Origin of the sequence: Trichlorobacter thiogenes (assembly GCF_900167465.1) — a bacterium.
Classification (GTDB): Bacteria; Desulfobacterota; Desulfuromonadia; order Geobacterales; family Pseudopelobacteraceae; genus Trichlorobacter; species Trichlorobacter thiogenes.
This window is the reverse complement of sequence record NZ_FUWR01000001.1, coordinates 395,542-419,718: the sequence shown is the minus strand read 5'-3', so window position 1 is coordinate 419,718 and position 24,177 is coordinate 395,542. Positions and strand designations below refer to the sequence as shown.

General features: G+C 50.5%; 23 protein-coding genes. 19 read left to right on the top strand and 4 right to left on the bottom strand.

What is annotated here, in order from left to right:
- Positions 1 to 578: 578 nt before the first annotated feature.
- The 3 genes from B5D39_RS01975 (at position 579) to B5D39_RS01965 (ending at position 4,015) form a co-directional block, all read left to right on the top strand.
- A complete protein-coding gene (locus B5D39_RS01975; RefSeq protein ID WP_078788701.1) occupies positions 579 to 1,685 on the top strand; it encodes a slipin family protein in 1,107 nt (368 codons plus the stop codon).
- Between the two features lie 93 nt (positions 1,686 to 1,778).
- A complete protein-coding gene (gene rtcA / locus B5D39_RS01970; RefSeq protein ID WP_078788700.1) occupies positions 1,779 to 2,837 on the top strand; it encodes an RNA 3'-terminal phosphate cyclase in 1,059 nt (352 codons plus the stop codon).
- 14 nt (positions 2,838 to 2,851) lie between these two features.
- Positions 2,852 to 4,015, top strand: a complete 1,164-nt coding sequence (locus B5D39_RS01965) for an RtcB family protein (RefSeq protein WP_078788699.1) — start codon at positions 2,852 to 2,854, stop codon at positions 4,013 to 4,015.
- 55 nt (positions 4,016 to 4,070) lie between these two features.
- On the opposite strand, the gene gyrB is transcribed toward B5D39_RS01965, so the two are convergent.
- From gyrB to dnaA, 4 genes are all read right to left on the bottom strand, one after another.
- Entirely contained in the window at positions 4,071 to 6,479 is a 2,409-nt protein-coding gene (gyrB, locus tag B5D39_RS01960) for a DNA topoisomerase (ATP-hydrolyzing) subunit B (RefSeq protein ID WP_078788698.1), read from the bottom strand.
- The gene (recF, locus tag B5D39_RS01955) at positions 6,476 to 7,582 is read right to left on the bottom strand and encodes a DNA replication/repair protein RecF (protein WP_078788697.1); all 1,107 of its coding nucleotides are present in this window, start codon (positions 7,580 to 7,582) and stop codon (positions 6,476 to 6,478) included. The genes gyrB and recF overlap by 4 nt, the downstream gene beginning before the upstream one ends.
- A 7-nt stretch (positions 7,583 to 7,589) precedes the next feature.
- A complete protein-coding gene (gene dnaN, locus B5D39_RS01950) occupies positions 7,590 to 8,708 on the bottom strand; it encodes a DNA polymerase III subunit beta (RefSeq protein WP_078788696.1) in 1,119 nt (372 codons plus the stop codon).
- 229 nt (positions 8,709 to 8,937) lie between these two features.
- Positions 8,938 to 10,287, bottom strand: a complete 1,350-nt coding sequence (gene dnaA / locus B5D39_RS01945; protein WP_244161340.1) for a chromosomal replication initiator protein DnaA — start codon at positions 10,285 to 10,287, stop codon at positions 8,938 to 8,940.
- Between the two features lie 379 nt (positions 10,288 to 10,666).
- Here dnaA and rpmH point away from each other — a divergent pair, with 379 nt between their 5' ends.
- From rpmH to B5D39_RS01865, 16 genes are all read left to right on the top strand, one after another.
- Entirely contained in the window at positions 10,667 to 10,816 is a 150-nt protein-coding gene (gene rpmH, locus B5D39_RS01940; RefSeq protein ID WP_078788695.1) for a 50S ribosomal protein L34, read from the top strand.
- A 23-nt stretch (positions 10,817 to 10,839) separates the two neighbouring features.
- Positions 10,840 to 11,205 (top strand): ribonuclease P protein component, encoded by a 366-nt coding sequence (gene rnpA / locus B5D39_RS17430; protein ID WP_161947404.1) that lies wholly within the window; start codon positions 10,840 to 10,842, stop codon positions 11,203 to 11,205.
- The gene (gene yidD, locus B5D39_RS01930) at positions 11,184 to 11,396 is read left to right on the top strand and encodes a membrane protein insertion efficiency factor YidD (RefSeq protein WP_012471661.1); all 213 of its coding nucleotides are present in this window, start codon (positions 11,184 to 11,186) and stop codon (positions 11,394 to 11,396) included. The genes rnpA and yidD overlap by 22 nt, the downstream gene beginning before the upstream one ends.
- 18 nt (positions 11,397 to 11,414) lie before the next feature.
- Positions 11,415 to 13,007 (top strand): membrane protein insertase YidC, encoded by a 1,593-nt coding sequence (gene yidC, locus B5D39_RS01925; protein WP_078788693.1) that lies wholly within the window; start codon positions 11,415 to 11,417, stop codon positions 13,005 to 13,007.
- Positions 13,008 to 13,018: 11 nt separating this feature from the next.
- On the top strand, positions 13,019 to 14,401 hold the full coding sequence (mnmE, locus tag B5D39_RS01920; protein ID WP_078788692.1) for a tRNA uridine-5-carboxymethylaminomethyl(34) synthesis GTPase MnmE: 1,383 nt from the start codon (positions 13,019 to 13,021) through the stop codon (positions 14,399 to 14,401).
- 30 nt (positions 14,402 to 14,431) lie between these two features.
- Entirely contained in the window at positions 14,432 to 16,306 is a 1,875-nt protein-coding gene (mnmG, locus tag B5D39_RS01915) for a tRNA uridine-5-carboxymethylaminomethyl(34) synthesis enzyme MnmG (RefSeq protein ID WP_078788691.1), read from the top strand.
- Between the two features lies 1 nt (position 16,307).
- Positions 16,308 to 16,955 carry a 16S rRNA (guanine(527)-N(7))-methyltransferase RsmG gene (gene rsmG / locus B5D39_RS01910; RefSeq protein ID WP_078788690.1) on the top strand — a complete coding sequence of 216 codons (648 nt, stop codon included), beginning with the start codon at positions 16,308 to 16,310 and terminating at the stop codon, positions 16,953 to 16,955.
- Between the two features lie 217 nt (positions 16,956 to 17,172).
- Entirely contained in the window at positions 17,173 to 17,568 is a 396-nt protein-coding gene (locus B5D39_RS01905; RefSeq protein WP_078788689.1) for a YbgC/FadM family acyl-CoA thioesterase, read from the top strand.
- A complete protein-coding gene (gene mqnC / locus B5D39_RS01900) occupies positions 17,565 to 18,608 on the top strand; it encodes a cyclic dehypoxanthinyl futalosine synthase (protein WP_078788688.1) in 1,044 nt (347 codons plus the stop codon). The genes B5D39_RS01905 and mqnC overlap by 4 nt, the downstream gene beginning before the upstream one ends.
- Positions 18,608 to 19,753, top strand: a complete 1,146-nt coding sequence (locus B5D39_RS01895; protein ID WP_078788687.1) for a ribonuclease D — start codon at positions 18,608 to 18,610, stop codon at positions 19,751 to 19,753. Before mqnC ends, B5D39_RS01895 begins: the two co-directional genes overlap by 1 nt.
- Complete coding sequence (locus B5D39_RS01890; protein ID WP_078788686.1) at positions 19,750 to 20,688, top strand: glycosyltransferase; 939 nt, start codon at positions 19,750 to 19,752, stop codon at positions 20,686 to 20,688. Before B5D39_RS01895 ends, B5D39_RS01890 begins: the two co-directional genes overlap by 4 nt.
- Positions 20,685 to 21,581, top strand: coding sequence for a formyltransferase (locus B5D39_RS01885; RefSeq protein ID WP_078788685.1), 897 nt, complete (start codon positions 20,685 to 20,687; stop codon positions 21,579 to 21,581). The genes B5D39_RS01890 and B5D39_RS01885 overlap by 4 nt, the downstream gene beginning before the upstream one ends.
- Positions 21,582 to 21,597: 16 nt before the next feature.
- The gene (locus B5D39_RS01880; protein ID WP_078788684.1) at positions 21,598 to 22,638 is read left to right on the top strand and encodes a bifunctional UDP-4-keto-pentose/UDP-xylose synthase; all 1,041 of its coding nucleotides are present in this window, start codon (positions 21,598 to 21,600) and stop codon (positions 22,636 to 22,638) included.
- 8 nt (positions 22,639 to 22,646) lie between these two features.
- Positions 22,647 to 23,288 (top strand): nicotinate-nucleotide adenylyltransferase, encoded by a 642-nt coding sequence (gene nadD / locus B5D39_RS01875; protein WP_078788683.1) that lies wholly within the window; start codon positions 22,647 to 22,649, stop codon positions 23,286 to 23,288.
- A complete protein-coding gene (gene rsfS / locus B5D39_RS01870; RefSeq protein WP_139366642.1) occupies positions 23,285 to 23,701 on the top strand; it encodes a ribosome silencing factor in 417 nt (138 codons plus the stop codon). Before nadD ends, rsfS begins: the two co-directional genes overlap by 4 nt.
- Before the next feature lie 12 nt (positions 23,702 to 23,713).
- Positions 23,714 to 24,175 (top strand): 23S rRNA (pseudouridine(1915)-N(3))-methyltransferase RlmH, encoded by a 462-nt coding sequence (locus tag B5D39_RS01865; protein ID WP_078788682.1) that lies wholly within the window; start codon positions 23,714 to 23,716, stop codon positions 24,173 to 24,175.
- Positions 24,176 to 24,177: the final 2 nt, after the last annotated feature.

Sequence of the window (24,177 nt, the reverse complement as noted above, 5' to 3'; positions counted from 1 at the left end):
TATAAAACAAGCACTAAATACTAGGCCGCTGGCATGGCAGTTGTATATAGGATATTAAACACGCAGTCATGACCAGGCCGACGGCACATTACTTTCCGACATTTAAAGAACAATGCGGTCAGAGTTATGTGTACCTAACCGGATTCTAACGAAGGTTATGACAGCGTCTGGTTAGCTCAATGGTAGAGCACCGTGTAATGCACGGGCGTTGCAGGTTCGAGTCCTGCTCCAGCAACGGGCTATTAACCCGTCTTCACCGCTTAGGCGGTACACCAATGCCCGAAGGGGGCGAGTCACACTTAGGCAAACCGGTTTAGTAACTGCCGGAGATCAGCGCTGTTAATGCGCCTTGCGGCAAACGAATTTCGCAGGTGAGCAGTCATCATGAAAAGGAAGCGGATACCAATCATACGCGACAGCCGCCATGTCAGAAATGATGGTTCCCTCCGCATCTGAATAATGAAACCTCGCCACCGGCTCAAACGTTGCCCCGCGTATCCAGTGCGGCCCAGGAATTGCCTCGCCCCCTGACGGCAACTGTTATTGTTATCAATGTACTTAACTCGTGGAGGTTCACCATGTACGGAATTGGCTATGTAAAGGTTCATTCCCATGAAAAAGGATTACACTTCAAAGATCATGAATTTAAAGGGTTACTGGGACAAGGGCAGCATTGGTTTTGGGATCCGACTAACGCAGTCCGGGTGGATGTTGTTTCCCAGCGGAGTCCCTGGCTACATCATGAAGCACTAGACCTCATCGTAAAGTCGGGTACCCTGGGGAATGAAGCTCTGGTTGTGGACCTCAAGGATTACGAACGTGCGCTGGTCTGGATAGATGGTCGCTTTGACCGTATCCTTGGTCCCGGTCTCCACGCACTCTGGAGCAAATTTAAGGAGATCAGAACCGAGGTAGTGGATGCACGCACGGTTCAATTCAACCATAAGGATATGAATGCAATTTTGAGCTCCCCTTCTTCTTCCGAGCTGCTTGAGAATGTCGTGGTAGAGGAAGGTTGGGCAGCAGTTTATTTCAAGGATGGAGAATATGTGCAGACCCTTAAGCCCGGGCGCTACCTCTTCTGGAAACAGATGGGCAAAGTCCATCTCAAGCAGATTGACCTTCGGGAAACTGTGCTGGATGTGGGAGGGCAGGAGATCATGAGCAGGGATAAAGTCACGTTACGCCTAAATGCCCAGGTGACTTACCAGGTGACCGATCCGCACCTGTCGGTAACTGCAGTTGAGAACCTTTCCCAATCTCTGTATAGAGAATTCCAGTTGACCCTTCGGGCCATAGTCGGGAGCTATGAGCTGGATGGGTTGCTGGAGGGGAAAGAACGTTTGGCCGGAGAAATGGAACAGGCGCTGTGCCGTCGTACATCTGAATTTGGTGTAAGGGTCATCGGTATTGGTATTCGTGATCTCATCCTGCCGGGCGAGATGAAGGAACTGATGAACAAAGTTATTGAGGCCCGAAAGCTAGCTGAGGCCAACCTTATTATTCGCCGAGAGGAAACCGCAGCTATGCGTAGCCAGTCCAATACAGCCAAGTTGTTGGAAAGCAACCCGACCCTTATGCGCCTGCGCGAGCTGGAGGTATTGGAAAAGGTAGCCAGCTGCTCAGAACTGAAAGTGGTTCTGGGAGAAAAGGGGCTGACCGACAGAGTTGTCAATCTTTTGTAACAAAACTTTATACTTATCCAGGTGCTGATCACCTGACTATTAAAACTATTTTCAACCGGCTTCGGCCTTTCTATGCATTGGAGGAAAATTGACATGATTACTATAGACGGCTCGCAAGGAGAAGGTGGCGGGCAGATTTTACGATCTGCACTGGCTCTTTCCCTGGTTACAGGAAAACCGTTTTGTATTGAAAATATACGTGCCCGGAGGAAAAAACCTGGGCTGATGCGTCAACACCTGACTGCCGTAAATGCGGCTGTTGAGGTAGGAAAAGCCGCTGTTTCAGGAAACAGTATTGGCTCATCTCGTATTACCTTTGCACCCACCGGCCTTAGCTCCGGGCAGTACCATTTTGCTGTCGGCACCGCCGGAAGTTGCACCCTTGTGCTCCAAACCGTGTTGCCAGCGCTTATTGTTGCTGATGATCCCTCTGAAATTGTACTTGAAGGAGGAACTCATAACGCTGCTGCACCTCCCTTTGATTTCCTTGCTGGTTCATTTCTGCCGCTATTGAATCAGATGGGACCATCCGTTAAGGCAGCATTGGAACGCCCAGGCTTCTATCCTGCAGGAGGTGGCCGTATAAGAGTCAAAATAACACCTTCCAGGAAGCTGACACCACTCCACCTTCTTCAGCGCGGTGGCATTGTTGATCGTTCTGCCCGGGCCATTGTTGCCCGTTTGCCATACTCCATTGCAGATCGAGAGATTGCGGTGGTGAAAGAAAAGCTGGCATGGGATGCCGACTGCCTGAGATCCGTGGAGGTGCCGGATTCAAGTGGGCCAGGAAACGCCCTTGTTATTACGGTGGCCAGCGAACAGGTCACAGAGATTTTTACTGGATTCGGCGAATCAGGTGTAAGCGCAGAAACAGTGGCTGATCGTGCCGTAAGGGAGGCACAGGAATATCTTGCCTCTGACGCACCAGTGGGAAGACATTTGGCGGATCAGCTCCTGCTGCCATTGGCATTGGCCGGAGCAGGATCATTCCGCACTCTCTCACCGACAGCACATACGACCACTAACATCGAGGTGCTGCGTTACTTCCTCGATCTGGATCTGAAAGTTAAACAGCAGGATGAGCAGACCTGGTTAGTTTCCATTGATGGCAAGCCGCCGCTGGTGGGTAGCCGAGCCTACTCAAGCTTATGAAAGGAGTTAGTACCATGAAATACATTGATACCGAACATGTTGTTATAAAGAGCTGGTGTAATGAGCCTGAGGGTAATGCCCTTGCACAGGCACGAAACCTTGCCAATCTTCCCTTTGTATTCCGACAGGTCTGTCTGATGCCTGATACCCATGAAGGATACGGTATGCCCATCGGCGGCGTCATTGCTACAAAAGGCGTTGTTATCCCCAATGCCGTAGGAGTCGATATAGGTTGCGGGATGCTGGCCGTGCCCACAAGTCTTGAGGAAATCGATATACAGACCCTGAAACGGGTTATCGGGACGATGCGCAAAACAATTCCGGTGGGTTTTGAACACCACAAGCAGCCTCAAGACGAAAGCCTTATGCCGCTGCTGGACGACCCAGCTCGTTATCCAGAGGTTAGCTGCCAGTATCGCTCTGCCTGCAAGCAGTTAGGCACCCTCGGTGGAGGCAACCACTTTATTGAGGTTCAGAAGGGGTCCGACGGTCATATCTGGTTCATGATCCATTCCGGCAGCCGCAACCTCGGGCTTAAGGTTGCGAACCGTCATAATCGGATTGCAATGAAACTGAATGAGCAGTGGCATGTTCAGGTTCCTAAAAAATGGGAGCTGGCCTTCCTGCCGTTAGAAACAGAAGAGGCCTCTGTCTACTTGCGTGAGATGCACTACTGCCTTGGGTTTGCCCTGGCTAATCGGCAGCTCATGGCGAGCCGGGTACGCGACGCATTCTGCGAGGCAATCCCAGACGTAACCTTTGGAGACGAAATCAATATCCATCACAACTATGCCGCCATGGAGAACCATTTTGGGCAAAATGTCCTTGTCCATCGCAAGGGAGCTACTTCGGCCCGAGAGGGGGAAATGGGTATCATTCCTGGATCACAGGGAACAGCCAGCTATATCGTGCAAGGAAAAGGAAACCCTGATAGCTTCATGAGTTGTTCCCACGGGGCTGGCCGAAAAATGGGACGACAAGCAGCCATCAGGAACCTTGATCTGGAAGAAGAACAAAAGACTCTTGAGGAGAAAGGTATCCTGCATGCCCTGCGGGGGAAAAAAGACCTGGAGGAGGCTGCAGGCGCCTATAAGGATATCGATCTGGTCATGGAGGAACAGCGGGATCTTGTGGATACTGTCGTGCGGCTTGAACCGATGGCTGTTATCAAGGGGTAGTAAAGCACGGCAGAAATGTAAAGCCATCTCTGCCGTGCTCTTTAATCTTCACGGATTAAACATCCAGGTTGACGACATTCAGGGCATTCAGCTCAATAAATTCCCTGCGGGGCTCAACCTGATCACCCATTAACACCGTAAAAATCTGATCTGCCTCAACAACATCCTCAATCTTGACCTGCAACAGAATCCGGTTTTCCGGGTTCATGGTGGTCTCCCAGAGCTGATCCGGGTTCATCTCACCCAGACCTTTGTAGCGCTGGATCGCCAGACCTTTTTTGGCATAGTCAAGGAAGTAGGTCAGCAGCTCTTCATGACGGCTGGTCTCAAGAAGGCCTTTGCCGTTTTCTTCCAGGCGGGCCAGTCCGCCTGCCATCAGCTCTGCCACCTTGCGGTTTGACTCTACCAGCAGTTCATATTCATGGCCGGCAAGGACCAGAAGCGTCTGATTGTCAATCACGGAACGCAGATTGCCGATCCTGAAGGTGACCCGCTCATCCTCTGCCTGGTACTGGTAATCACAGTCGTCAATCAGTCCCTGCATGATATTCAGGTACGACTCTAATCCCGCCACTTCTTCAATACCCGGCTTTACTCCGGCCCTGATCAGCAGATCAAGCAGGTCTGCAGGAATGCCTTTTTTAACTACCTTTTCAAACAGGGCGCGCCACTCAATCAGCTGCCGTACCACCGGAATGATCTGCTTGCCTATGTAGGAACGATCCCCTTTTTCCATACTCAGGATAAGCTCTTCAGCCCCCTCCTCCAGCAGGAAGGTCTGCAGGGCTGCTTCGTTACGCAGGTACAGCTCTTTTTTACCACGCTTGACCTTGTAGAGTGGCGGCTGGGCAATGTAGAGGTGGCCGCGTTCCACCAGCTCCTGCATGTTGCGGTAGAAGAAGGTCAGCAGCAGGGTCAGGATGTGTGAACCGTCCACGTCGGCGTCAGTCATGACAATGATCCGGCCATAACGGAGCTTGGCAATGTCAAAGTCATCCTTGCCGATACCGGTACCCATGGCGGTGATCAGGGTGCGGATCTCCTGGGAGGAGATCATCTTGTCAAAACGGGCCTTTTCAACGTTAAGGATTTTACCCTTCAGCGGCAGGATCGCCTGGAAACGACGGTCACGTCCCTGTTTGGCAGAACCACCTGCAGAGTCACCCTCGACCAGGTACAGTTCGCACAGGGCCGGATCTTTTTCCTGGCAGTCAGCCAGTTTGCCCGGCAGTCCGCCCAGATCAAGGGCTCCTTTACGGCGGGTCAGGTCACGGGCCTTGCGGGCAGCCTCACGGGCACGGGCTGCCTCAATGGACTTTTCCAGAATCCGTTTAGCTACCTGGGGGTTTTCCTCCAGATAGACCGCCAACTTTTCATTTAAGAGCGATTCAACATAGCCTTTAACTTCCGAGTTACCCAGCTTGGTCTTGGTCTGGCCTTCAAACTGCGGTTGAGGGATCTTGACCGAGATGACACAGGTCATGCCTTCCCGCAGGTCATCGCCGGATATGGCTACCTTGGCGTTTTTGGTCAGGTTGTTACCGGCTGCATAGGTGTTCATGGTGCGGGTCAGGGCTGCCTTGAAACCTGCCAGGTGGGTACCGCCCTCATGGGTGTTGATGTTGTTGGCAAAGCTGAAGATCTTTTCATCATAGGTGTCGTTGTACTGCATGGAGACTTCCATCTCCACACCACCTTTTTCCCCTTTGAAGTAGATCGGCTTTTGATGCAGCGCTGTCTTGGCCCGGTTCAGGTATTCCACAAAGGAGTTGATGCCGCCTTCATAGAAGAAATCATGGGATTTCCCGTCAGCCCGTTCATCATTGATCTTGATCCGCACCCCGGCATTCAGGAACGCCAATTCACGTAAACGCTGGGAGAGGATATCAAAGGAGTATTCCGTGGTCTCAAAGATCTCCTCATCGGGCATAAAGGTGACTTTGGTACCACGCCGCCGTGTGTTGCCGGTTACCTCCAGCGGTGCTTGCGGTTCACCACGGTGATAGGTCTGACGCCAGATCTTGCCATCCCGCCTGATTTCAAGATCAAGCCACTTGGAAAGTGCGTTGACCACCGAGACGCCAACCCCGTGCAGACCGCCCGAGACCTTGTAGGAGTCGTTATCAAACTTGCCCCCGGCATGCAGGACGGTGAGAACAACCTCGGCTGCTGAACGTCCTTCTGTGGGGTGCATGTCAGTGGGGATACCACGTCCGTTATCCACCACCGTGATTGAACCATCGGTGTTGATGGTTACGGTGACTTCGTTGCAGTGGCCGGCCAATGCTTCGTCAATTGAGTTATCAACGATTTCGTACACCAGGTGGTGCAAACCAGCACTGGCAGTAGAACCGATATACATGGCCGGGCGTTTCCGTACTGCTGAAAGCCCTTCAAGGACTTTGATACTGCCGGCGCCATAGTCGTTTGATGCTGCTGTTCCGTTCTGTTCAAGCTCGCTCATGGTGTTCCGTTTCCTTCGTACGTCAGTCTGCCTTCTTCAACCCGGAATAGTTTGCTGTCCTGCTGCAACACCGGAAGAAAGGGAGTTACGTCGGTTGTTGTAATCAGTGTCTGGACCTCACGCTGCCGCACATAGCTCAGCAGGTTTTTCATCCGCTCCAGGTCCAGTTCAGAAGCGATATCATCAAGTAACAGCACCGGCATCTCACCAAAGGTTTCGTGTAGATGGTCTAGTTCTGCCATTTTCAGTGCCAGTACAAAGCTGCGTTGCTGCCCCTGGGAACCAAAACCTTTCAGGGGCCGTCCTCCAATCAAAAAAGTCAGATCATCCCGATGTGGTCCACGACCGGTTGTTTTGTAACGCAGATCCTGTTCTCGCTGATTATTCAGCACAGTCTGCAGTGTTTCTACTCTGTTTTCTTCTGATGGGCAGGGCACATCAGGCTGGTATATAAGCGCTACTTTTTCCTGTTCTCCAGCTATCTGCTGATATTTTTGCTGGAGCAGGTGATTGAGTCGGTCAGTGTAGCGTTGCCGATGATCCATCAACCTGATACCGGCTTCTGCCAACTGTTCAGTCCAAAGATCCAACCCTTCCTGTTGATTGGTCTTTAGCAGGGCATTGCGTTGCTTGAGAATCCGGTAATAGCTGTGATAATCCTGCAGAAAACCTGCATCACTGGCATACAGTGATCGATCTAGATATCGTCGCCTGGTTTCTGGCCCCAGCTTGACCATGGCAGTATCATCAGGAGAAAAGATAACTACTGCCAGCTTTCCATGCAGATCCGCTGCCCGCTGGATTGCCTTGCCATCAACTGTTACCCGGCGGGTGTTTTGTTCCAGTCGAAGTAAAATATCACTTTCAATACCTGCTGACAGTACTGACCCGCGAACAGCGGCTGCTTTACTGTCATGACAGATTAAATCCGGTACCTTTGCTGAACGAAATGGCCGTGCATTTCCAAGCAGGTATACAGACTCTAAAAAATTTGTTTTTCCCTGACCGTTACTACCATACAGGACAGTCAGGTGCCGTGCCGGCTGGATACAGGCTGTTTGTATGTTTCGGTACTGCTCAAGCCATACCTGTTTTACAAACACGTCTGTACTAGAGCCTCATTGGCATGATAACCGCCAGAAGTTCATCATCTGAATCTGGCGTTACAATTGAAGGCGACAGCTCATTTTTAAATTTCATTAACACATGTTGACTCTCTGCCACCATCAGCACATCAAGCAGATAACGTGCATTAAAACGAACTGAGAACGGGGTGCCATCATACTGCACATCCAGTTCTTCCATGGCATCACCCAGCTCTGGATTGCTTGATGATATTTTTACTCCGTTTCCTTCAATCTCCAGCATGATTCCCTTAAATTTTTCACTGGAAAGGATAGCCATCCGCCGTACCGCATGGATCAGCTCTTCTCTTGGTGCCTTTACAATCTGATCATTTGCTGCAGGGATAACCCGTGTGTAATCAGGAAACTCTCCATCTACCAGCCGCATAACCAGTGTGGTATCACCTTTTTTAAGTACGGCACTGCTATCAACAAAACCGAATTGCAGCAGCCCGTCACCTTCATCAGTAATTTTTTTAATCTCGTAGACACCTTTTTTAGGAAGGATAACCCCTTTTAGCAACTCAGGATTAGCTGTTCCACTAAAGGCGCCTGACGCAATTGACAAGCGGTGTCCATCGGTTGCAACCATCTTTAAAACCTGACCGTTTTCAGTCTGTTCAACCCTGGTAAAGATACCATTCAGGTTATATTTTGTTTCGTCATTGCAGATGGCATAGGATGTTTTTTCGATCATTTTTCTTAATAATGACGCTTCAAGTTCAAGCAGTTGTGCATCCTTTACCGACGCAACAGCAGGAAATTCATCAGACGGTAATCCAACAATATTAAACTTAACCTTGCCGCAGGTAATTTCTACCCAGTCATTCTCTTTTGAAATAAAGGTAATTTCTTGATTTGGCAGCTCTTTTACTATTTCATACAGTTTTTTTGCACCAACCGTAATTCGGCCATCTGTTTCCACTTTAGCTGGATAGCTACCTTTGAGACCTACTTCCAGATCCGTGGCAAGTATCTCAAGTGAGTCCCCTTGAGCTTCAATCAAAATATTGGATAGAATCGGCATTGAGGTCCGCTTTTCGACAATTCCCTGCACTTTTTGCAACGCCTTTAAAAAGGTGTCTCTGTCGATTTTGAAGTTCATGTCAGACTCCTTGGTTTTGTATTTCAATAAGTAGTATTTAAATCTTTAAAGTCTTTATATTTATTATTAGTCCTGTGGAAAGCGTGTATAACTTTTAACCTACTAAAATAACTTATTTTATCGTTAATCTTGGTTGTTGATTACAGACCACACTTTAGGTCACTTATGCACAGGTATGATTTTCCCCACAGCTATCAACAGTTGTATACACAGGTAGTGGTAACAACTTTTAGTGAAGTATGATCTCTTTTAATTCGTCCATTGTTTTTAATAGGTTAGGATCTTCAGTCAGTAATTTTTCTATCTTTTTAGTAGCATGAATAACGGTTGAGTGATCTTTCCCACCAAATCGTGAACCAATATCAGGATACGAGGCAGTCGTCATGTCGCGGCAAAGCCAGATGGCAATCTGGCGGGCCTGAACAAAGGCCTTCAGACGTTTTTCAGATTTTAGATCCGCCACTTTAAGGCCAAAATGATCTGCAACGGTTTTCTGGATTAGTTCAACCGTGATCTCTTTCCGTTTATCAACCAGGATATCTTTCAGGTTGTTTTTTGCCATGGTCAGTGTGATTGGAATATGTTGCAGGCTGCTGTAAGCACCCAGTCGTATTAACATACCTTCAAGCTCTCTGATATTGCGGGTGTCGCTTGATGCGAGAAAGTAGGCAACATCATCAGGCAACTGTATTTTATTGCTATCAGCCTTTTTCTTGAGAATTGCTATCTTGGTTTCAAGATCAGGTGCTTGAATATCGGCAATAAGCCCCCATTCAAACCGTGAACGTAACCTGTCTTCCAGGTCTATTTCACGGGGGAATTTATCGGATGTGATGATGATTTGTTTACCTGCTTCATAAAGCGCATTAAAGGTATGAAAAAATTCAACCTGCGTACGTTCTTTTCGGGCAATAAACTGGATGTCATCAATTAGAAGTACATCTATTGAACGAAATCGTTCTCTGAATTCATCCATTTTATTCAATTTTATGCAATTTACCATGTCATGCATAAATTTTTCAGCTGAGCAGTAGCATACCCTGGTGTTGTTATTATCACTCATAATTTTGTGGCCAACTGCATTTAACAAGTGACTTTTACCGAGGCCGACACCTCCGTAAATGAAGAGCGGATTATAGGTTATCGCCGGGTTATTTGCTACTGCCATAGCTGCGGCATGGGCAAACTGGTTTCCAACTCCACTCACAAACTGATCAAAGGTATAACGAGGGTTCAGGGTTGGAGTTTCCTTGTGTAGAGGAGTTTCTTTTTGCTGATTAGTAGTGGTCTGTTTAACCAGAGGTGCCTCTTGTGGTTCCTCAGGAAGTGTTTCAGGATCTTTTTCCTGCACAATGAAGCTTACCAGCATATTTTTGTCTGCGGTAACCGATAGTGCGCTATTGATCAGGTCAACGTAGTTATCATCCAGCCATTCTTTAAAAAACAGATTAGGAACACTGAGATAGATTGATTGAGTATCAGCGTGACTGAACTGAATAGGCTGAATCCAGTTTGCATAATTTTGAGGAGATATAACTTTTTCCAGATTTGTTGCAGTCTGATTCCAGATTGTATGCATGGTAGTCTGTTTTGAAGATGGCATATTGATCTGGTTCCAATCCATTCGGGGCAGTGCTGTCATTAACGCAGCTGTAGAAATTAGTAGTACGGACTTGTTTTCTAAATGCGGTTATAAACATAGTTATCAACACCTGTTGATAACTATGAAAAGCTGTAAATTAAATTAGTTATCCAAATTTATACCCAACTTTATCTAATTTTGGGCTTGAAACCTTAACAGAGCCGCCACTATTTTTCAATGTCAAATCAAGGTTTTCCTAAAAACAAAAGCCTTGACAAATATAGGTTTATTTGATTATAAGTTCCGTTCCTGTGTGCAGGAAAACGTGGTACCTTTTTATTTTACCACATAAATACATTGTATTCGGAGCAGCGTCGTGAAAAGAACATTTCAACCAAGTAATACATCCCGTAAGCGTACTCATGGTTTTCTGGTACGTATGGCGAGCAAAAACGGTCGTCTGGTTATTAAGCGTCGTCGTGCCAAGGGTCGTAAACGTCTCTCTGTTCAGATTGCAAGTAAATAGTTTTATTTGTACCTGTAGTTTCGGTGAGTGGCGACAGCTTTCCTAAGCAGTATCGTCTGCTAAGCCGTTCAGAGTACCTAAGACTGTCCGACAGTAAGACTGTAGTCTCCGGACGGTCTTTTCTTGTTGTTTGGCGAGAGAACGGCTATGAATATCCCCGTCTGGGGATTACAGCCAGCCGGAAGACAGGTAATGCAGTAGTAAGAAACCGTCTTAAGCGTCATATCAGAGAGTTCTTTCGTCATCATTGTTCACTGTTGCCCGGCGTAGATCTGAATGTAATTGTTCGACGCCAGGCTGCTGAAAAGAGCGTCGCGGTTCTTAGTAGTGAGCTGCAACGGGCTTTTCAGCAGATCGGTTCACGTACATGCTGTCACGAATCCTTATAACAGCTATCCGGGCATATCAGTTATGTATTTCCCCCCTGCTTCCAGGTTCCTGTCGTTTTTACCCAACGTGTTCTGATTATTCACTGCAGTCTATACGCCGTTACGGCCCCTATAAAGGTATGCTGTTGACAGTATCCCGTCTGCTTAGATGCCATCCCTGGCATCCGGGTGGATATGATCCTGTCTCCTAGTGACCACGGAGTGTTTTCATGGAAAAAAGGACTATACTCGCAGTAGTACTTTCCATCGGTGTTTTCTACCTGTTTTCGTTTTTTTACGGTCCAGAAAAAAAGGCAGTCACTCCTGCTGCTTCTGTTCCAGTTAAAACCGAGAATGTCGGTGCTCCTCCCGCAGTAACGGTTCAAACTGCGACTGGTGCTCCGGTGGTTGCGCCCAAGTCGGTTTCTTCGGCTGATGTAACCGTAGAAACCGAGCGTTATACTGCTGTCTTTGGTGCTGCGGGAGCTTCTTTGAAGAGCCTGACGTTGAAAGGTTTCCGTGAGACCAACAAGCCTGGCGCGGTGCAGGTAAAACTACTTGCCAATGCCGATCCTGCCTTACCTTCCTTTTCAACCCGAGGCGTTGGTTTTGCGCTTTCAGCTCAAGCTGCTTATAGCCCTAACGTAAGTTCGCTAAAGGTCTTGACCGGTGAAAAGAAGCAGCTTGTTTTCACCTATGTTGATGCTCAAGGATTCGTTGTCCGAAAGACGTATAGTTTTGATGGCAACGGTTACGGGATTGCCTTGGATACGCAGCTTGTCAATAACTCTGCAGCTCCCATTGCAGGTTCTTTTCAGCATCTGATTACCTCTCCGTTTGAGCCGCCTCAAAAAGATGGTCGTTATGAAACCTATGGCTCTTCTCTGTATGCTGATGGTTCTCTGCATACCGACGCACCAAAGAACGTTGCTTCGGCCACCAAGAAGTATGACAAGGGCGTAACGTGGGCTGCCATTAATGATAAATATTTTTTGAGCGCCTTGCTTTCTGTTAACAACAGTATCGCTTCAGTTGAGTTGAAGAAGGGTGCCACCGGTTTCCTGGAATCTGACATAACAACCCCAGCGTTTTCAGTGGCTCCAGGTCAGGCAGTGACTGTTGCACATAAGTTATTTGTTGGTCCTAAAGAGATCGATATTCTCAAGGCACAGGGTAGTTCGCTTGAGCAGTCACTTGATTTGGGGTGGTTCTCTGCGCTTGCCAAGCCGATGCTCTATTCACTTAAGTTCTTTTACCGTTATGTTGGCAACTACGGCATTGCAATCATTATCATCACCGTTATTCTTAAAATATTTTTCTTTCCGCTTACCCACAAGAGCTATAAATCAATGAAGGAAATGGGCAAGTTGCAGCCTAAGATGGCTGCTTTGAAGGAAAAGCATAAAAATGACAAGGACGCCATGAACCGGGCTGTCATGGAATTATATCGTGACCATAAGGTAAACCCGCTTGGTGGATGTCTTCCAATGGTCGTTCAGATTCCGGTCTTTTTTGCTCTCTACAAGGCGCTGATGTTCTCGATAGAACTGCGTCATGCCCCGTTCATGTTCTGGATCACTGACCTGTCAGACAAGGACCCCTATTACGTAACTCCGGTTATTATGGGCGTCACGATGTTTGTTCAGCAGAAGATGACCCCTTCCAACATGGATGAGATGCAGCAAAAAATAATGCTGGGCCTGCCGGTCATCTTTACCTTTATGTTTCTCAGCTTCCCCTCTGGCCTGGTTCTGTACTGGCTTATTAACAACATACTGACCATTGGCCAGCAGGCTTATATTAATAAGCTTGTTAAAGACTAATCCGGTGCGTCATGTATATTCGTGATACCATTGCCGCCATAGCAACCCCACTTGGTTCAGGAGGAGTGGGGATAGTCCGGGTCAGTGGACCTGATGCAGAGCATATCGGCCGGAAGGTTTTTAAAGGATCATGCACGAAGAATGGCGGTGGCTTTGAGAGCCACCGCCTTTTCTATGGCCGCCTGATTAACCCGCCTGACGGCAGTCTGATTGATGAAGGTATGGCTGTTCTGATGCGTGCTCCCCGCTCATACACCCGTGAGGATGTGCTTGAGCTGCACTGTCACGGTGGCTATTATCTGGTTCGTGCGATACTCCAGGCCTGTATTTCTGCTGGTGCAAGGTTGGCTGAACCGGGTGAATTTACACGTCGGGCTTTCCTGAATGGTCGCATCGACCTCGCACAGGCAGAATCGGTCATGGATCTGATCGCCAGCCGTACTGAACGATCTTTAAGTCTGGCTCAGTCTCAGCGGGAAGGGCATCTGTCCCGTTCGTTGACTGCTTTGAAGGCGCCGCTTATTGAGGCCTTGGCCTTGGTGGAAGCCCATATAGACTTTCCTGAGGATGAGGTTGATCCAGCTGTATTTGCCGTCATTGAAACCAGAATTGCATCGGTTTTTGCCGGAATCAGCCAGTTGCTCGCTACCTTTGCAACCGGAAAGGTGCTGCGTGATGGTGTTTCGGTCCTCCTGCTTGGTCTTCCCAATGCCGGGAAATCCAGCTTATTAAATGCTCTGTCAGGGACTGATCGTGCGATTGTCTCTGCACTGCCCGGCACTACTCGTGATCTGATTGAGGAGACGGTTTCACTGCAGGGGTTGCCGGTTAAGATCATTGATGCCGCTGGTATCCGTGCCCATCACGCGGATTGTGTCGAGCAGGAAGGCGTCCGCCGGGCGCTGGACAAGGTGTCGGAGGCTGATTTACTGTTGTTGCTTGTTGATGGAACTGTTCCGTTGAGCAATGAATTGACAGACCTGGTAACGTCACTCGCAGCACTTCCGTATCTGCTGGTGGTGACCAAGGCGGATCTGCCCCAGTTACTCGACGTATCTGCTTTTGCTGCGCCATTGGGGATTTGTAGCGTTTCAGCCAAAAATAGAGTGGGCGTTGATCAGCTTTCTTCTCAGATCTATAGTCATTTTGTGCAGTCTTCGGCGTTTTCATCCGATGACTGCGCAGTGATCTCAAACGTTCGTCATCGAGATGTCCTTATTCGCGCCCAACAATCGCTTAATGCCTTTGCGGAAAATTTGTCCCTTGGGTTGCCCCCGGAGCTATTGGCTCTTGATGTCAGGGCTGCACTTGATGCTTTAGGTGAGATTACTGGAGAGACCACGACTGATGATCTCCTTGATCTGATCTTCTCTTCATTTTGTATTGGGAAGTAATGATGTTTCACGTGGAACATGGTGGCCATGATGCATAGCTATGAAACCAAATACGATGTGATTGTTGTTGGGGCCGGACATGCCGGATGCGAGGCTGCATTGGCCGCCGCAAGAATGGGCTGTTTGACCTTGCTGCTAAACATGAGTCTTGATGGCATGGCGGTGATGTCATGCAACCCTTCGATCGGAGGGTTGGCTAAAGGGCATCTGGTGCGTGAAATTGATGCCCTCGGTGGTGAGATGGCAAAAAACATCGATGCGGCCGGCATTCAGTTCCGTGTGTTGAATACGCGTAAAGGACCGGCGGTTCGGGCAGGTCGCGCCCAGGCTGATAAGCAGCTCTATCGTTTGCGGATGAAGCGAGTGCTTGAACAACAGGCTAATCTGCATGTCAAGCAGGGTGAGGTTACGGCGCTGCATCTTGAGGGTGAGGAGTTGCACGGCGTGGATACCCGCAGTGGCATCCGCTTTCTTGGAAAGACGGTTGTGTTGACGACCGGTACCTTTATGCGGGGGCTGATTCATATCGGTCTGATCAATTATGCTGGTGGCAGGGCAGGGGATTTGCCTTCGCTGGGGCTTTCGGATCAGTTGAAGTCGCTTGGCTTTGAGGTGGGGCGACTTAAGACCGGGACACCGGCTCGACTGGATGGCAGAACCATTGATTTTGGGAAGCTTGAGGCCCAGTACAGCGATGATCCGCCAGTGCCATTCTCCTTCAGTACGGAGCGGATCACCATGCCGCAGGTGCCCTGTTATATTGCCTACACCAATCAGCGGACTCACGATATTATCCGCAGTGGTCTGGATCGCTCACCACTGTATGCCGGCGTAATTGAGGGGATCGGCCCCCGCTATTGTCCCTCGATTGAAGACAAGGTGGTCCGTTTTCCCGATAAAGAACGGCACCAGACTTTTATTGAGCCGGAAGGACTTGAAACGGTAGAATACTATCCCAGTGGTATGTCCACCTCGTTGCCAATTGATATCCAGATCGCTTTTTATCGATCTATGGTTGGCCTTGAAAATGTCGAGATCATGCGACCGGCCTACGGCATTGAGTACGATTACGTCAATCCGGTGCAGTTACATGCTACCCTCGAAACCAAGTTGATAAAAAATCTTTTTCATGCCGGGCAGATTAACGGGACCTCCGGATATGAAGAGGCGGCAGCACAGGGTATTCTGGCAGGCATCAATGCTGCCCTTAAGGTTAAGGGAAGGCAGCCGATTATGTTGGGTCGGCATGAGTCGTACATTGGGGTTATGGTGGATGATCTCGTCACGCTGGGCACCAAAGAACCGTACCGGATGTTTACCTCGCGGGCGGAATACCGGCTGCTGCTGCGTGAAGATAATGCCGATATCAGACTACGTGAGATCGGTTATTCCGTTGGCCTGGTTGACGAGGCCACCTATGATGCTTTTTGTCGCAAGCGGGAGCAGATTCAGGGGGAGTTGGAGCGGGTTCGTGTTACCCGTCTCAGTCTGAACCCCGAAGAAAAGAGCTGGTGCGAGCGACATGGCTGCGCTGATTTACAGAAGGGTGCCAGTTACGAACGGCTACTGCGCAGGCCGGAAATAGGCTACCAACAGCTACGGGAAATTGATCCTCAGGTGACAGGATTGCCTGGTGCGGTGCGGGAGCAGGTAGAGATACAGGTTAAGTATCAGGGCTATATTGAGCGCCAGCTGGAGCAGATTGAGCGGATGCGAAAGCAGGAAGAGGCCAGGATACCGTCTGACTTCGACTACAAAGCTATTTCCGGGCTAACGTCAGAGGTACGGGAAAAGCTTGAGCGCTTCAGGCCCGATACTCTGGGCCAGGCAGCAAGGATTCAGGGTGTCACTCCTGCGGCAATTGCAATACTGTCTGTGATGCTGAAAGGCAGAGGAGAGCAGTAGGGTGAACCGTGAGCTGCTGACCAAGGCTGTTGCAGAACTGAATCTTGAGCTTGCGGAGCAACAGGTCGGCGCCTGTGAGTTGGTTTTGCAGGAGTTGCTGCGCTGGAACAAGAAGATCAACCTGACGGCTATCACCAGCAGGGATGAGATGACCATCAAGCACCTAATTGACTCATTGCATCTGGTGCCTGAGCTCAGATCGGGTGATCGGGTACTGGACATCGGTTCTGGGGCCGGTTTTCCTGCCTTGGTGCTTGCTATTGCCAGGCCTGATTGTTTGGTCTCCTCAATTGATGCTGTTGGGAAAAAGATCAGTTTTCAAAAACATATCTGCAGGCTGCTTAAGCTGGCAAATCTTGAGCCGCTGCATGGACGGGTCGAACAGCTGGCAGCTGATCGACCTGGCACATTCAGTCTGGTGACGTCACGGGCTTTCAGTAGTCTGGCTCTTTTTGTCGAGTTGGCTGCACCTCTGGTATCGGCTACCGGAAGGCTGATCTCGATGCGTGGTGTGGATGGTGAGAAAGAAGCAAAACAGCAGCAAGGCCAAATTGAGTCAGCAGGATTTGGGCTCGAACCACCAATAGCCTACCGCTTACCACATAAAATGGGTGAACGTAGTCTGGTGATCATGCGCAAAGCTCGATAAACACAGGGCTTGAGCTGGGTGCTGCTAGAATTGTCTTCTGTGGCGGTTTTTTGAGATGGTCGATGGTTGTCTATGGGTTTTGGTGTAAAATCGTCTGGCGCCTGAAATTGGCGCCTTTTTGTTTAATTCGCTGCGGGCGTGTTGATTTTACGCTGACGTAGCATCTGCGGTTGCGGTGCAGGGCCAACTGCAGTAGAGTGACAAGCTTGGAACGATTATGAAGATACGAGTCTACTACGAAGATACCGATGCTGCCGGGGTGGTTTACCACTCAAATTATCTGAACTATATGGAACGGGCCAGAACCGAGTTCCTGCGGGAGCAGGGCTGCTCGGTTGCGCAACTGGCAGCAGATGGTGCAGTCTTTCCAGTGGTACGGATGGCGATTGATTTTAAGGCCCCGGCAAAACATGACGAGCTGCTACGGGTAACAACCGTACCTGTACGGGTGGGGGGCTCCTCCTTTACCCTGCAGCAGCAGGTGTTACGTGATGCTGATGGCCAGCTACTGGTGCAGGCAGAGGTTACCTTGGCCTGCGTAACACCAGGGCTGAAGGCAAAACGAATTCCCAGCGAGGTAAAGGAACTGTTGGTTAAGGGGCTGCTGTCATGATGGGGCAGCGACAGACGCCAGACCGCTCAGAAGCGCTTGAGCTGTTACTGAAAGGTGACCTACTGCAGCTTGGGCGCTGGGCAGACAGCATCAGACAGAGGCTGCACCCGGATAATCGGGTCACCTTTGTGGTGGACCGTAACGTCAACTACACTAATGTCTGTGAATCGCGCTGTTCATTCTGTGCCTTTTACCGTGATGCAGATGCTTCAGATGCCTATCTGCTGGACCATGAAACTATTTTTGCCAAGATCGCTGAACTGGTGGAACATGGCGGTACGCAGCTATTGATGCAGGGCGGACTGCACCCGAGCCTTACCATTAGCTATTTTGAAGAACTGTTTGGCGAGATTCGCAAACGTTTTCCCACTGTACAAAACCATTCGCTGTCACCGGCTGAAATCTGCCATCTGGCAGACCGGCATGGTCTTACGATTCTGCAGGTGCTTGAACGTCTGCAGACAGCGGGTCTGGCTTCGGTACCCGGTGGTGGTGCAGAGATACTGGTGGATGAGGTACGTCAGGCCATCTCCCCCAAAAAGATCGGCTGGAAGCGCTGGGGCGAGGTGATGCTGGCCGCAGCCTCACTGGGTATGACCACCACAGCAACCATGATGTTTGGAAGCACAGAGACACCGGAGCAGATCGTAGAACATATCTTCAGAATACGGGAAATGCAGTCCTCTGGAGGGTCGTTCACGGCGTTCATACCGTGGACGTATCAGCCTGGAAACACAGAGCTGGGAGGATCTACAGCCACTGGAGTGGAATACCTCAAGGTGCTGGCGCTGTCCAGAATTGTGCTGGATAATATCCCGAATATTCAGGCCAGCTGGGTGACCCAAGGGGCAAAACTGGCCCAGGTTGCGCTTTACTTTGGCGCCAATGATCTGGGTGGCACCATGCTGGAAGAAAATGTGGTAGCTGCGGCTGGCTGTTGTTTCAGGATGTCGCAACAGGAGATGATTGAGCTGATACAGGGTGCTGGCTTCAGCGCTGCCCAGCGCAGCACCGGCTATGCCCTATTGAGGCAGTTCTGATGCCAGCATTGCGCTATACCGTGGTAGAGCAGAATCATCAGCTTGTGCAGCTCTGTGCTGAACTGGCCAATGAAACAGCGCTTGCGCTTGATCTTGAAGCAGACTCCATGCACCACTACCGTGAAAAGGTCTGCCTGCTACAGCTTTCAAACCGTAGTGGTAACTGGTTGATTGATCCCTTGCAAGTTACCGATCTCGCGCCGCTTGGGGCGTTACTGGCAAAGCCAGGTCTACTTACGGTGCTGCATGGTGGCGATTATGATATCCGCTCACTGCACCGCGACTTTGGGATTGTGGTTAATCTGATGTTTGATACCATGGTTGCCGCACAATTTACCGGTGCCACAGAGTTCGGACTGGCCGCGCTGCTGCGTGAGCATTTTAGTATTGAGCTGGACAAGCGCTTTCAGAAGGCAGACTGGAGTAAGCGGCCGTTAACCACGGAAATGGCTGACTATGCTGCCCACGATACGGCCCATCTGCTGGAGCTGGCAGATCGACTGCAAGAGCGCCTGGAACAGCTTGGCCGCAGGGCATGGGTGGCTGAGGAGTGTGCATTGCTGGTTGGCAACCGGGTTACAGAAAAGGGCAACGGGCCGTTATTTCTGAACTGCAAGGGTGCTGGTAAGCTGAGGCCCCGTAATCTGGCGGTACTGGAGGCTTTGCTGCAGTTTCGGGATCAGCAGGCACGGGAGGCCGACCGACCTGCCTTCAAGGTTATGCCGGCAGAGGCATTGCTTAAAATTGCAGAACTGCTACCCGGCACAGTTCGCGATATGAACGGAATAGCCGGGCTGACGCCACGCCTTCTTGGACGATATGGTGATCACCTGCTGGCGGCAGTCAGGCAGGGCCTTGGGGTAGCTGACGCAGAGCTTCCACGTTTTCCACGTGGCAAAGGAGAGCCCAATCCCGGTATCAAGGCACGGATTGCACGGCTCAAGCAATGGCGAGAAGAGCTTAGTAACCGAATGAGGTTAGCGTCCGGGCTACTGGCGCCTAACTGGTTGTTGGAGCGGGTTGCAGAACAGCAACCAACAACAGTTGAACAACTTGACACCATACCCGGTATTCGCCAGTGGCAGATAGGGGTGTGGGGCTCAGAGATGGTCAAGATTCTGGCAAAGGAGATCCAAACAGCATGACAGCGCCATACGTCAGTATCGTCGTGCCGGTGTACAACGAGGAAAAGTCGCTGCAGCCATTGATAGATCGACTCTATCCGGTGGCAGAGGCGCTGGGGCGGCCGTTTGAGATCATCTTCACCAATGATGGCTCCCGCGATCGCTCCTTGGAGATGCTGCAGGAGTATGTACAGCGCTATCCCGGTGTAAAAGTGGTGGAATTTAACGGTAACTTTGGCCAGCATATGGCCATTTTAGCGGCCTTTGAGCGCTCCACGGGTGAAATTGTAATCACCCTTGATGCAGATCTGCAGAATCCGCCGGAAGAGATTCCCCGTATGATCGCAGCGATTGAGTCTGGCCATGATGTGGTCGGCACCATCCGTGAAAAACGTCAGGATACACTTTTCCGCAGGGTTGCATCGCGGATTGTCAACATCACCACCAACAAGATGACCGGAATGCAGATGAGCGACTATGGCTGCATGCTACGGGCCTATCATCGCAACATTATCAACAACATCAACCAATGCAGTGAATCAACCACTTTTATCCCGGCCCTTGCGCAAACCTTCTCCTCCAATCCCACAGAGATCATGGTGGGCCATGCCGAGCGAACGTTGGGAGAGAGTAAGTACTCATTCTATCGCCTGATTCGACTTAATTTTGACCTGATGACCGGCTTTTCCGTGGTACCGCTGCAACTGTTTGCCCTGTTGGGGATCATCACCTCGTTTCTGTCAGTTGGCTTTGCCCTGTTCCTGTTCATTCGACGTTTCATGATTGGTGCAGAGGTGGAAGGGGTCTTCACCCTGTTTGCCATCCTGTTTTTCTTCATCGGGATCATCATCTTCGGGATCGGTATTGTGGGTGAATACGTGGGCCGGATTTATCAGGAAGTCCGCAAACGACCACGCTTTGTGGTAAGAAAGACCTACGGGTTCAATGAGCCATGAAACTTGTCATCTGTGCCTACCATAATGTTGGCTACCGCTGCATTGAAGAGCTGCTGCGTCAGGGGGCGGAGATCAGCCTGATCTTTACCCATGAGGATTCCCCTACGGAGCAGATCTGGTTCAGTTCAGTGCGTGAACTGGCAGAGGCCAACAAGATTCCGTATCTTACCAGCTCAATCAATGAGCCGGAGAACATCCAGCGGGTGCGTCAGATCGCGCCTGATTTTCTGTTGTCATTTTATTATCGCAATATGATCAAGCCGGAGCTGCTGGAGCTACCAGACAAAGGGGCGCTGAACCTGCATGGTTCCTACTTGCCAAAATATCGCGGAAGAGTACCGGTCAACTGGGCGGTGATCAACGGCGAGACCGAGACCGGCGCAACCCTGCATTACATGGTTGCCAAGCCGGATGCCGGTGATATTGTTGATCAGGAAAAGGTTGGCATAGCGTTCACCGACACGGCCCACGATGTCTTTGGCAAGGTAAACGAAGCGGCTGTAACGGTGCTGCGCAGGGCCTGGCCCAGGCTGGTGGATGGCAATGCTGGACGCATCCCTATGGACCTTGCAGCAGGCAGCTATTTTGGTGGCCGCAAGCCGGAAGATGGCCGGATTGACTGGACCAAAAGTGCGGTTGAGATCTATAACCTGATTCGTGGCGTAACCCACCCCTATCCCGGCGCCTTTACTAAGTTGAGCGGGAAAAAACTGATTGTCTGGTCAGCCAGGCCGTTAGCGGGTAGCGGTACACCTGGGCAGGTAGTCTCACTAAATCCGTTGTGTATCGGCACTGGCAATGGGCTGTTGGAATTGCACAGGGTGCAGTTTGATGGTGGGCAGGAAACAGAAGCAACAGCATGTTTATTTACCGAATCTGATCGATTCGCATAATACTTAGGAGAAAATAATGAAAGTACTGATACTCGGCGTAAATGGTTTTATCGGCAATGCATTGACCCATCGGATCCTGACCACCACTGACTGGGAGGTCTACGGTCTGGATATGGCCTGCGACAAGCTGGAGCGGTCGCTGGGGCATGAGCGGTTTCACTTCCTGGAGGGTGATATCACCATCAACAAGGAGTGGATCGAGTACCATATCAAGAAGTGCGATGCGGTACTGCCATTGGTGGCGATTGCCACACCGGTCACTTATGTCAAGGATCCGCTGAGGGTCTTTGAACTAGATTTTGAAGAAAACCTCAAGATTATTCGTCTGTGCGTGAAACATAAAAAACGGGTTATTTTCCCCTCCACCTCCGAAGTCTACGGTATGTCGCCGGACAGTGAGTTTGATGAGGAAAACTCTCCGCTGGTGCTGGGTCCGATCGCCAAGGAGCGTTGGATCTACTCCTGCGCCAAGCAGATGCTGGATCGGGTGATCTACGCCTACGGCAACCATGAAAATTTTAAATTCACCCTGTTCCGCCCCTTTAACTGGATCGGTCCCAAACTGGACAGCATCCACACTGCAAAAGAAGGCAGCTCACGGGTACTGACCCAGTTCCTCTACAACATCCTGGCAGAAGAGCCGATCCTGCTGGTGGATGGGGGGAATCAGCGCCGTTCCTTCACCTTTATTGAAGACGGTATCGATGCCCTGATGAAGATCATCGAGAACAAGAACGGCTGCGCTGACGGCAAGATCTTCAATATCGGCAATCCCAGAAATGACCTGTCGGTCAAGGAGCTGGCTGAAAAGCTACGTGACATGGTGGCAACCTTCCCGCTGTACAAGGAAAAGGCTGACAAGTGCAAGATCGTGGAGACCTCATCAGACAGCTTCTACGGTAAAGGCTACCAGGATATGCTGACCAGGGTACCGTCGGTGAAGCGGGCCAAGGAATGTCTGGGCTGGGAGCCTACCACCACCATTGATGATGCCCTACGCAAAACCCTGGAGTTTTATCTGGTGGATGAGCGGGAAAAACTGTCAGAGTTCTTGTAGGAACAGCCATGAAACTCGGTCTGCTGGGCGGTACCTTTAACCCGATCCATCTGGCGCATCTTCGGATAGCCGAAGAGGCCCGGGAGGCAGCCGTTCTGGATCAGGTGCTGTTCATCCCGGCTGCAGACCCGCCTCACAAGCCGTTGGCCGGAGATGTTTCCTTTGAACTGCGGGCAGCCATGGTGCAACAGGCCATTGCAGACAACCCGGCCTTCGGGTTCAGTGATATTGAAGCACGCCGGAGCGGAAAGTCCTACACGGTCGATACCCTGACCGCCCTCAGGGCAGAGCGGCCAGGAGATGAACTGTATTTTATAATCGGCAGTGACTCGTTTCTTGAACTGGGACTGTGGCATCGCTATGCAGCCATTTTCCCGCTGGCCTCACTGATAGTGTTGGAACGGCCTGAAAAAGAGATTACCGAGCCTCTGCAGCAGTTGCCTGAGACGGTACGGGATCAGTTTATACACGAGGCCGACAATCTGTTGCGACATAGCAGCGGCACCAGTATCCGTTTTGTGATCGGAACCAGGCTGGATATCTCATCCAGTCAACTGCGCGAACGGGTGGCCCGGAACCAATCGATCCGCTATCTTGTTCCACCTGAAATTGAATCATTTATTACCCAGAAGGGATTGTATCAACCATGACCGAAAAAATTGCAGAAAAACAGACCCTGACTCCGCTTGAGCGGGCGACCCGTTGCGCCGAACTGGCCAGCGACAAGAAGGGCTACGACCTCCGGGTGCTGGACATTACCGCCATCAGCACCATTGCCGATTTTCTGGTGATCATCTCCGGCCAGTCCGACAAGCAGAATCAGGCGATCTGTGACCATATCCGCAGAGAACTGAAAAAGTTTGGCAAGGTTCAGGAGATTGAGGGGGAGACCGAAGGTAAATGGATTGTGATGGATTACAGTGATGTGCTGGTGCATATCTTCCATGAAGAGCAGCGCAAGCGCTACGACCTGGACGGGCTGTGGGAAAAGGCAGAGCAGGTGGAACTATCAGCAGCGCTGCAGGCCACTGATGTTGCCAATAAAGATTCGTTCACCATCTGATCAACTAATCTCATGAAGCTTCGTATTATCTGGCTTGGAAAGACCCGTGACCCTTGGATCAAGGAAGGGGTCACAGAGTACAGCGGGCGGATTGGCCGCTATCTGCCGCTGGCCATTGATGAACTGAAAGATGAGAAGGATGCCCCCCTGGAAGAGGGCCGCCGCCGCGAAGGTGAGCGGTTACTGAAACAGCTTTCCCCCAACGCCGTGCTGGTGGCGTTGGATGAACGGGGCCAGCAGCTGGATTCCGTCAAATTTGCCGAGTTTATCGGCAAACATCGCGACAGTGGCACTGCCGAGCTGGTCTTTGCCATTGGCGGTTCCTATGGCTTCAGCGATGAAGTTCGTAACCGCGCCGCAAAAGTGCTGGCACTTTCCGCCATGACCTTTACCCACCAGATGGTGCGGCCGTTCCTGCTTGAGCAGATCTATCGGGCCTGCACCATTCTGAATAATGAGCCGTACCACCACTAACC

Excerpts from the sequence above, each read along its gene's own strand:
- B5D39_RS01975 (WP_078788701.1), top strand. The coding sequence starts at position 579 with ATGTACGGAATTGGCTATGTAAAGGTTCATTCCCATGAAAAAGGATTA.
- mnmG (WP_078788691.1), top strand. The coding sequence starts at position 14,432 with ATGCATAGCTATGAAACCAAATACGATGTGATTGTTGTTGGGGCCGGA.
- gyrB (WP_078788698.1), bottom strand. The coding sequence starts at position 6,479 with ATGAGCGAGCTTGAACAGAACGGAACAGCAGCATCAAACGACTATGGC.
- yidD (WP_012471661.1), top strand. The coding sequence starts at position 11,184 with ATGCTGTCACGAATCCTTATAACAGCTATCCGGGCATATCAGTTATGT.
- B5D39_RS01880 (WP_078788684.1), top strand. The coding sequence starts at position 21,598 with ATGAAAGTACTGATACTCGGCGTAAATGGTTTTATCGGCAATGCATTG.
- nadD (WP_078788683.1), top strand. The coding sequence starts at position 22,647 with ATGAAACTCGGTCTGCTGGGCGGTACCTTTAACCCGATCCATCTGGCG.
- B5D39_RS01895 (WP_078788687.1), top strand. The coding sequence starts at position 18,608 with ATGCCAGCATTGCGCTATACCGTGGTAGAGCAGAATCATCAGCTTGTG.
- mnmE (WP_078788692.1), top strand. The coding sequence starts at position 13,019 with ATGTATATTCGTGATACCATTGCCGCCATAGCAACCCCACTTGGTTCA.
- rtcA (WP_078788700.1), top strand. The coding sequence starts at position 1,779 with ATGATTACTATAGACGGCTCGCAAGGAGAAGGTGGCGGGCAGATTTTA.
- B5D39_RS01885 (WP_078788685.1), top strand. The coding sequence starts at position 20,685 with ATGAAACTTGTCATCTGTGCCTACCATAATGTTGGCTACCGCTGCATT.
- dnaA (WP_244161340.1), bottom strand. The coding sequence starts at position 10,287 with ATGCATACAATCTGGAATCAGACTGCAACAAATCTGGAAAAAGTTATA.
- B5D39_RS01905 (WP_078788689.1), top strand. The coding sequence starts at position 17,173 with ATGAAGATACGAGTCTACTACGAAGATACCGATGCTGCCGGGGTGGTT.
- B5D39_RS01890 (WP_078788686.1), top strand. The coding sequence starts at position 19,750 with ATGACAGCGCCATACGTCAGTATCGTCGTGCCGGTGTACAACGAGGAA.
- dnaN (WP_078788696.1), bottom strand. The coding sequence starts at position 8,708 with ATGAACTTCAAAATCGACAGAGACACCTTTTTAAAGGCGTTGCAAAAA.
- B5D39_RS01865 (WP_078788682.1), top strand. The coding sequence starts at position 23,714 with ATGAAGCTTCGTATTATCTGGCTTGGAAAGACCCGTGACCCTTGGATC.
- rsfS (WP_139366642.1), top strand. The coding sequence starts at position 23,285 with ATGACCGAAAAAATTGCAGAAAAACAGACCCTGACTCCGCTTGAGCGG.
- B5D39_RS01965 (WP_078788699.1), top strand. The coding sequence starts at position 2,852 with ATGAAATACATTGATACCGAACATGTTGTTATAAAGAGCTGGTGTAAT.
- yidC (WP_078788693.1), top strand. The coding sequence starts at position 11,415 with ATGGAAAAAAGGACTATACTCGCAGTAGTACTTTCCATCGGTGTTTTC.
- mqnC (WP_078788688.1), top strand. The coding sequence starts at position 17,565 with ATGATGGGGCAGCGACAGACGCCAGACCGCTCAGAAGCGCTTGAGCTG.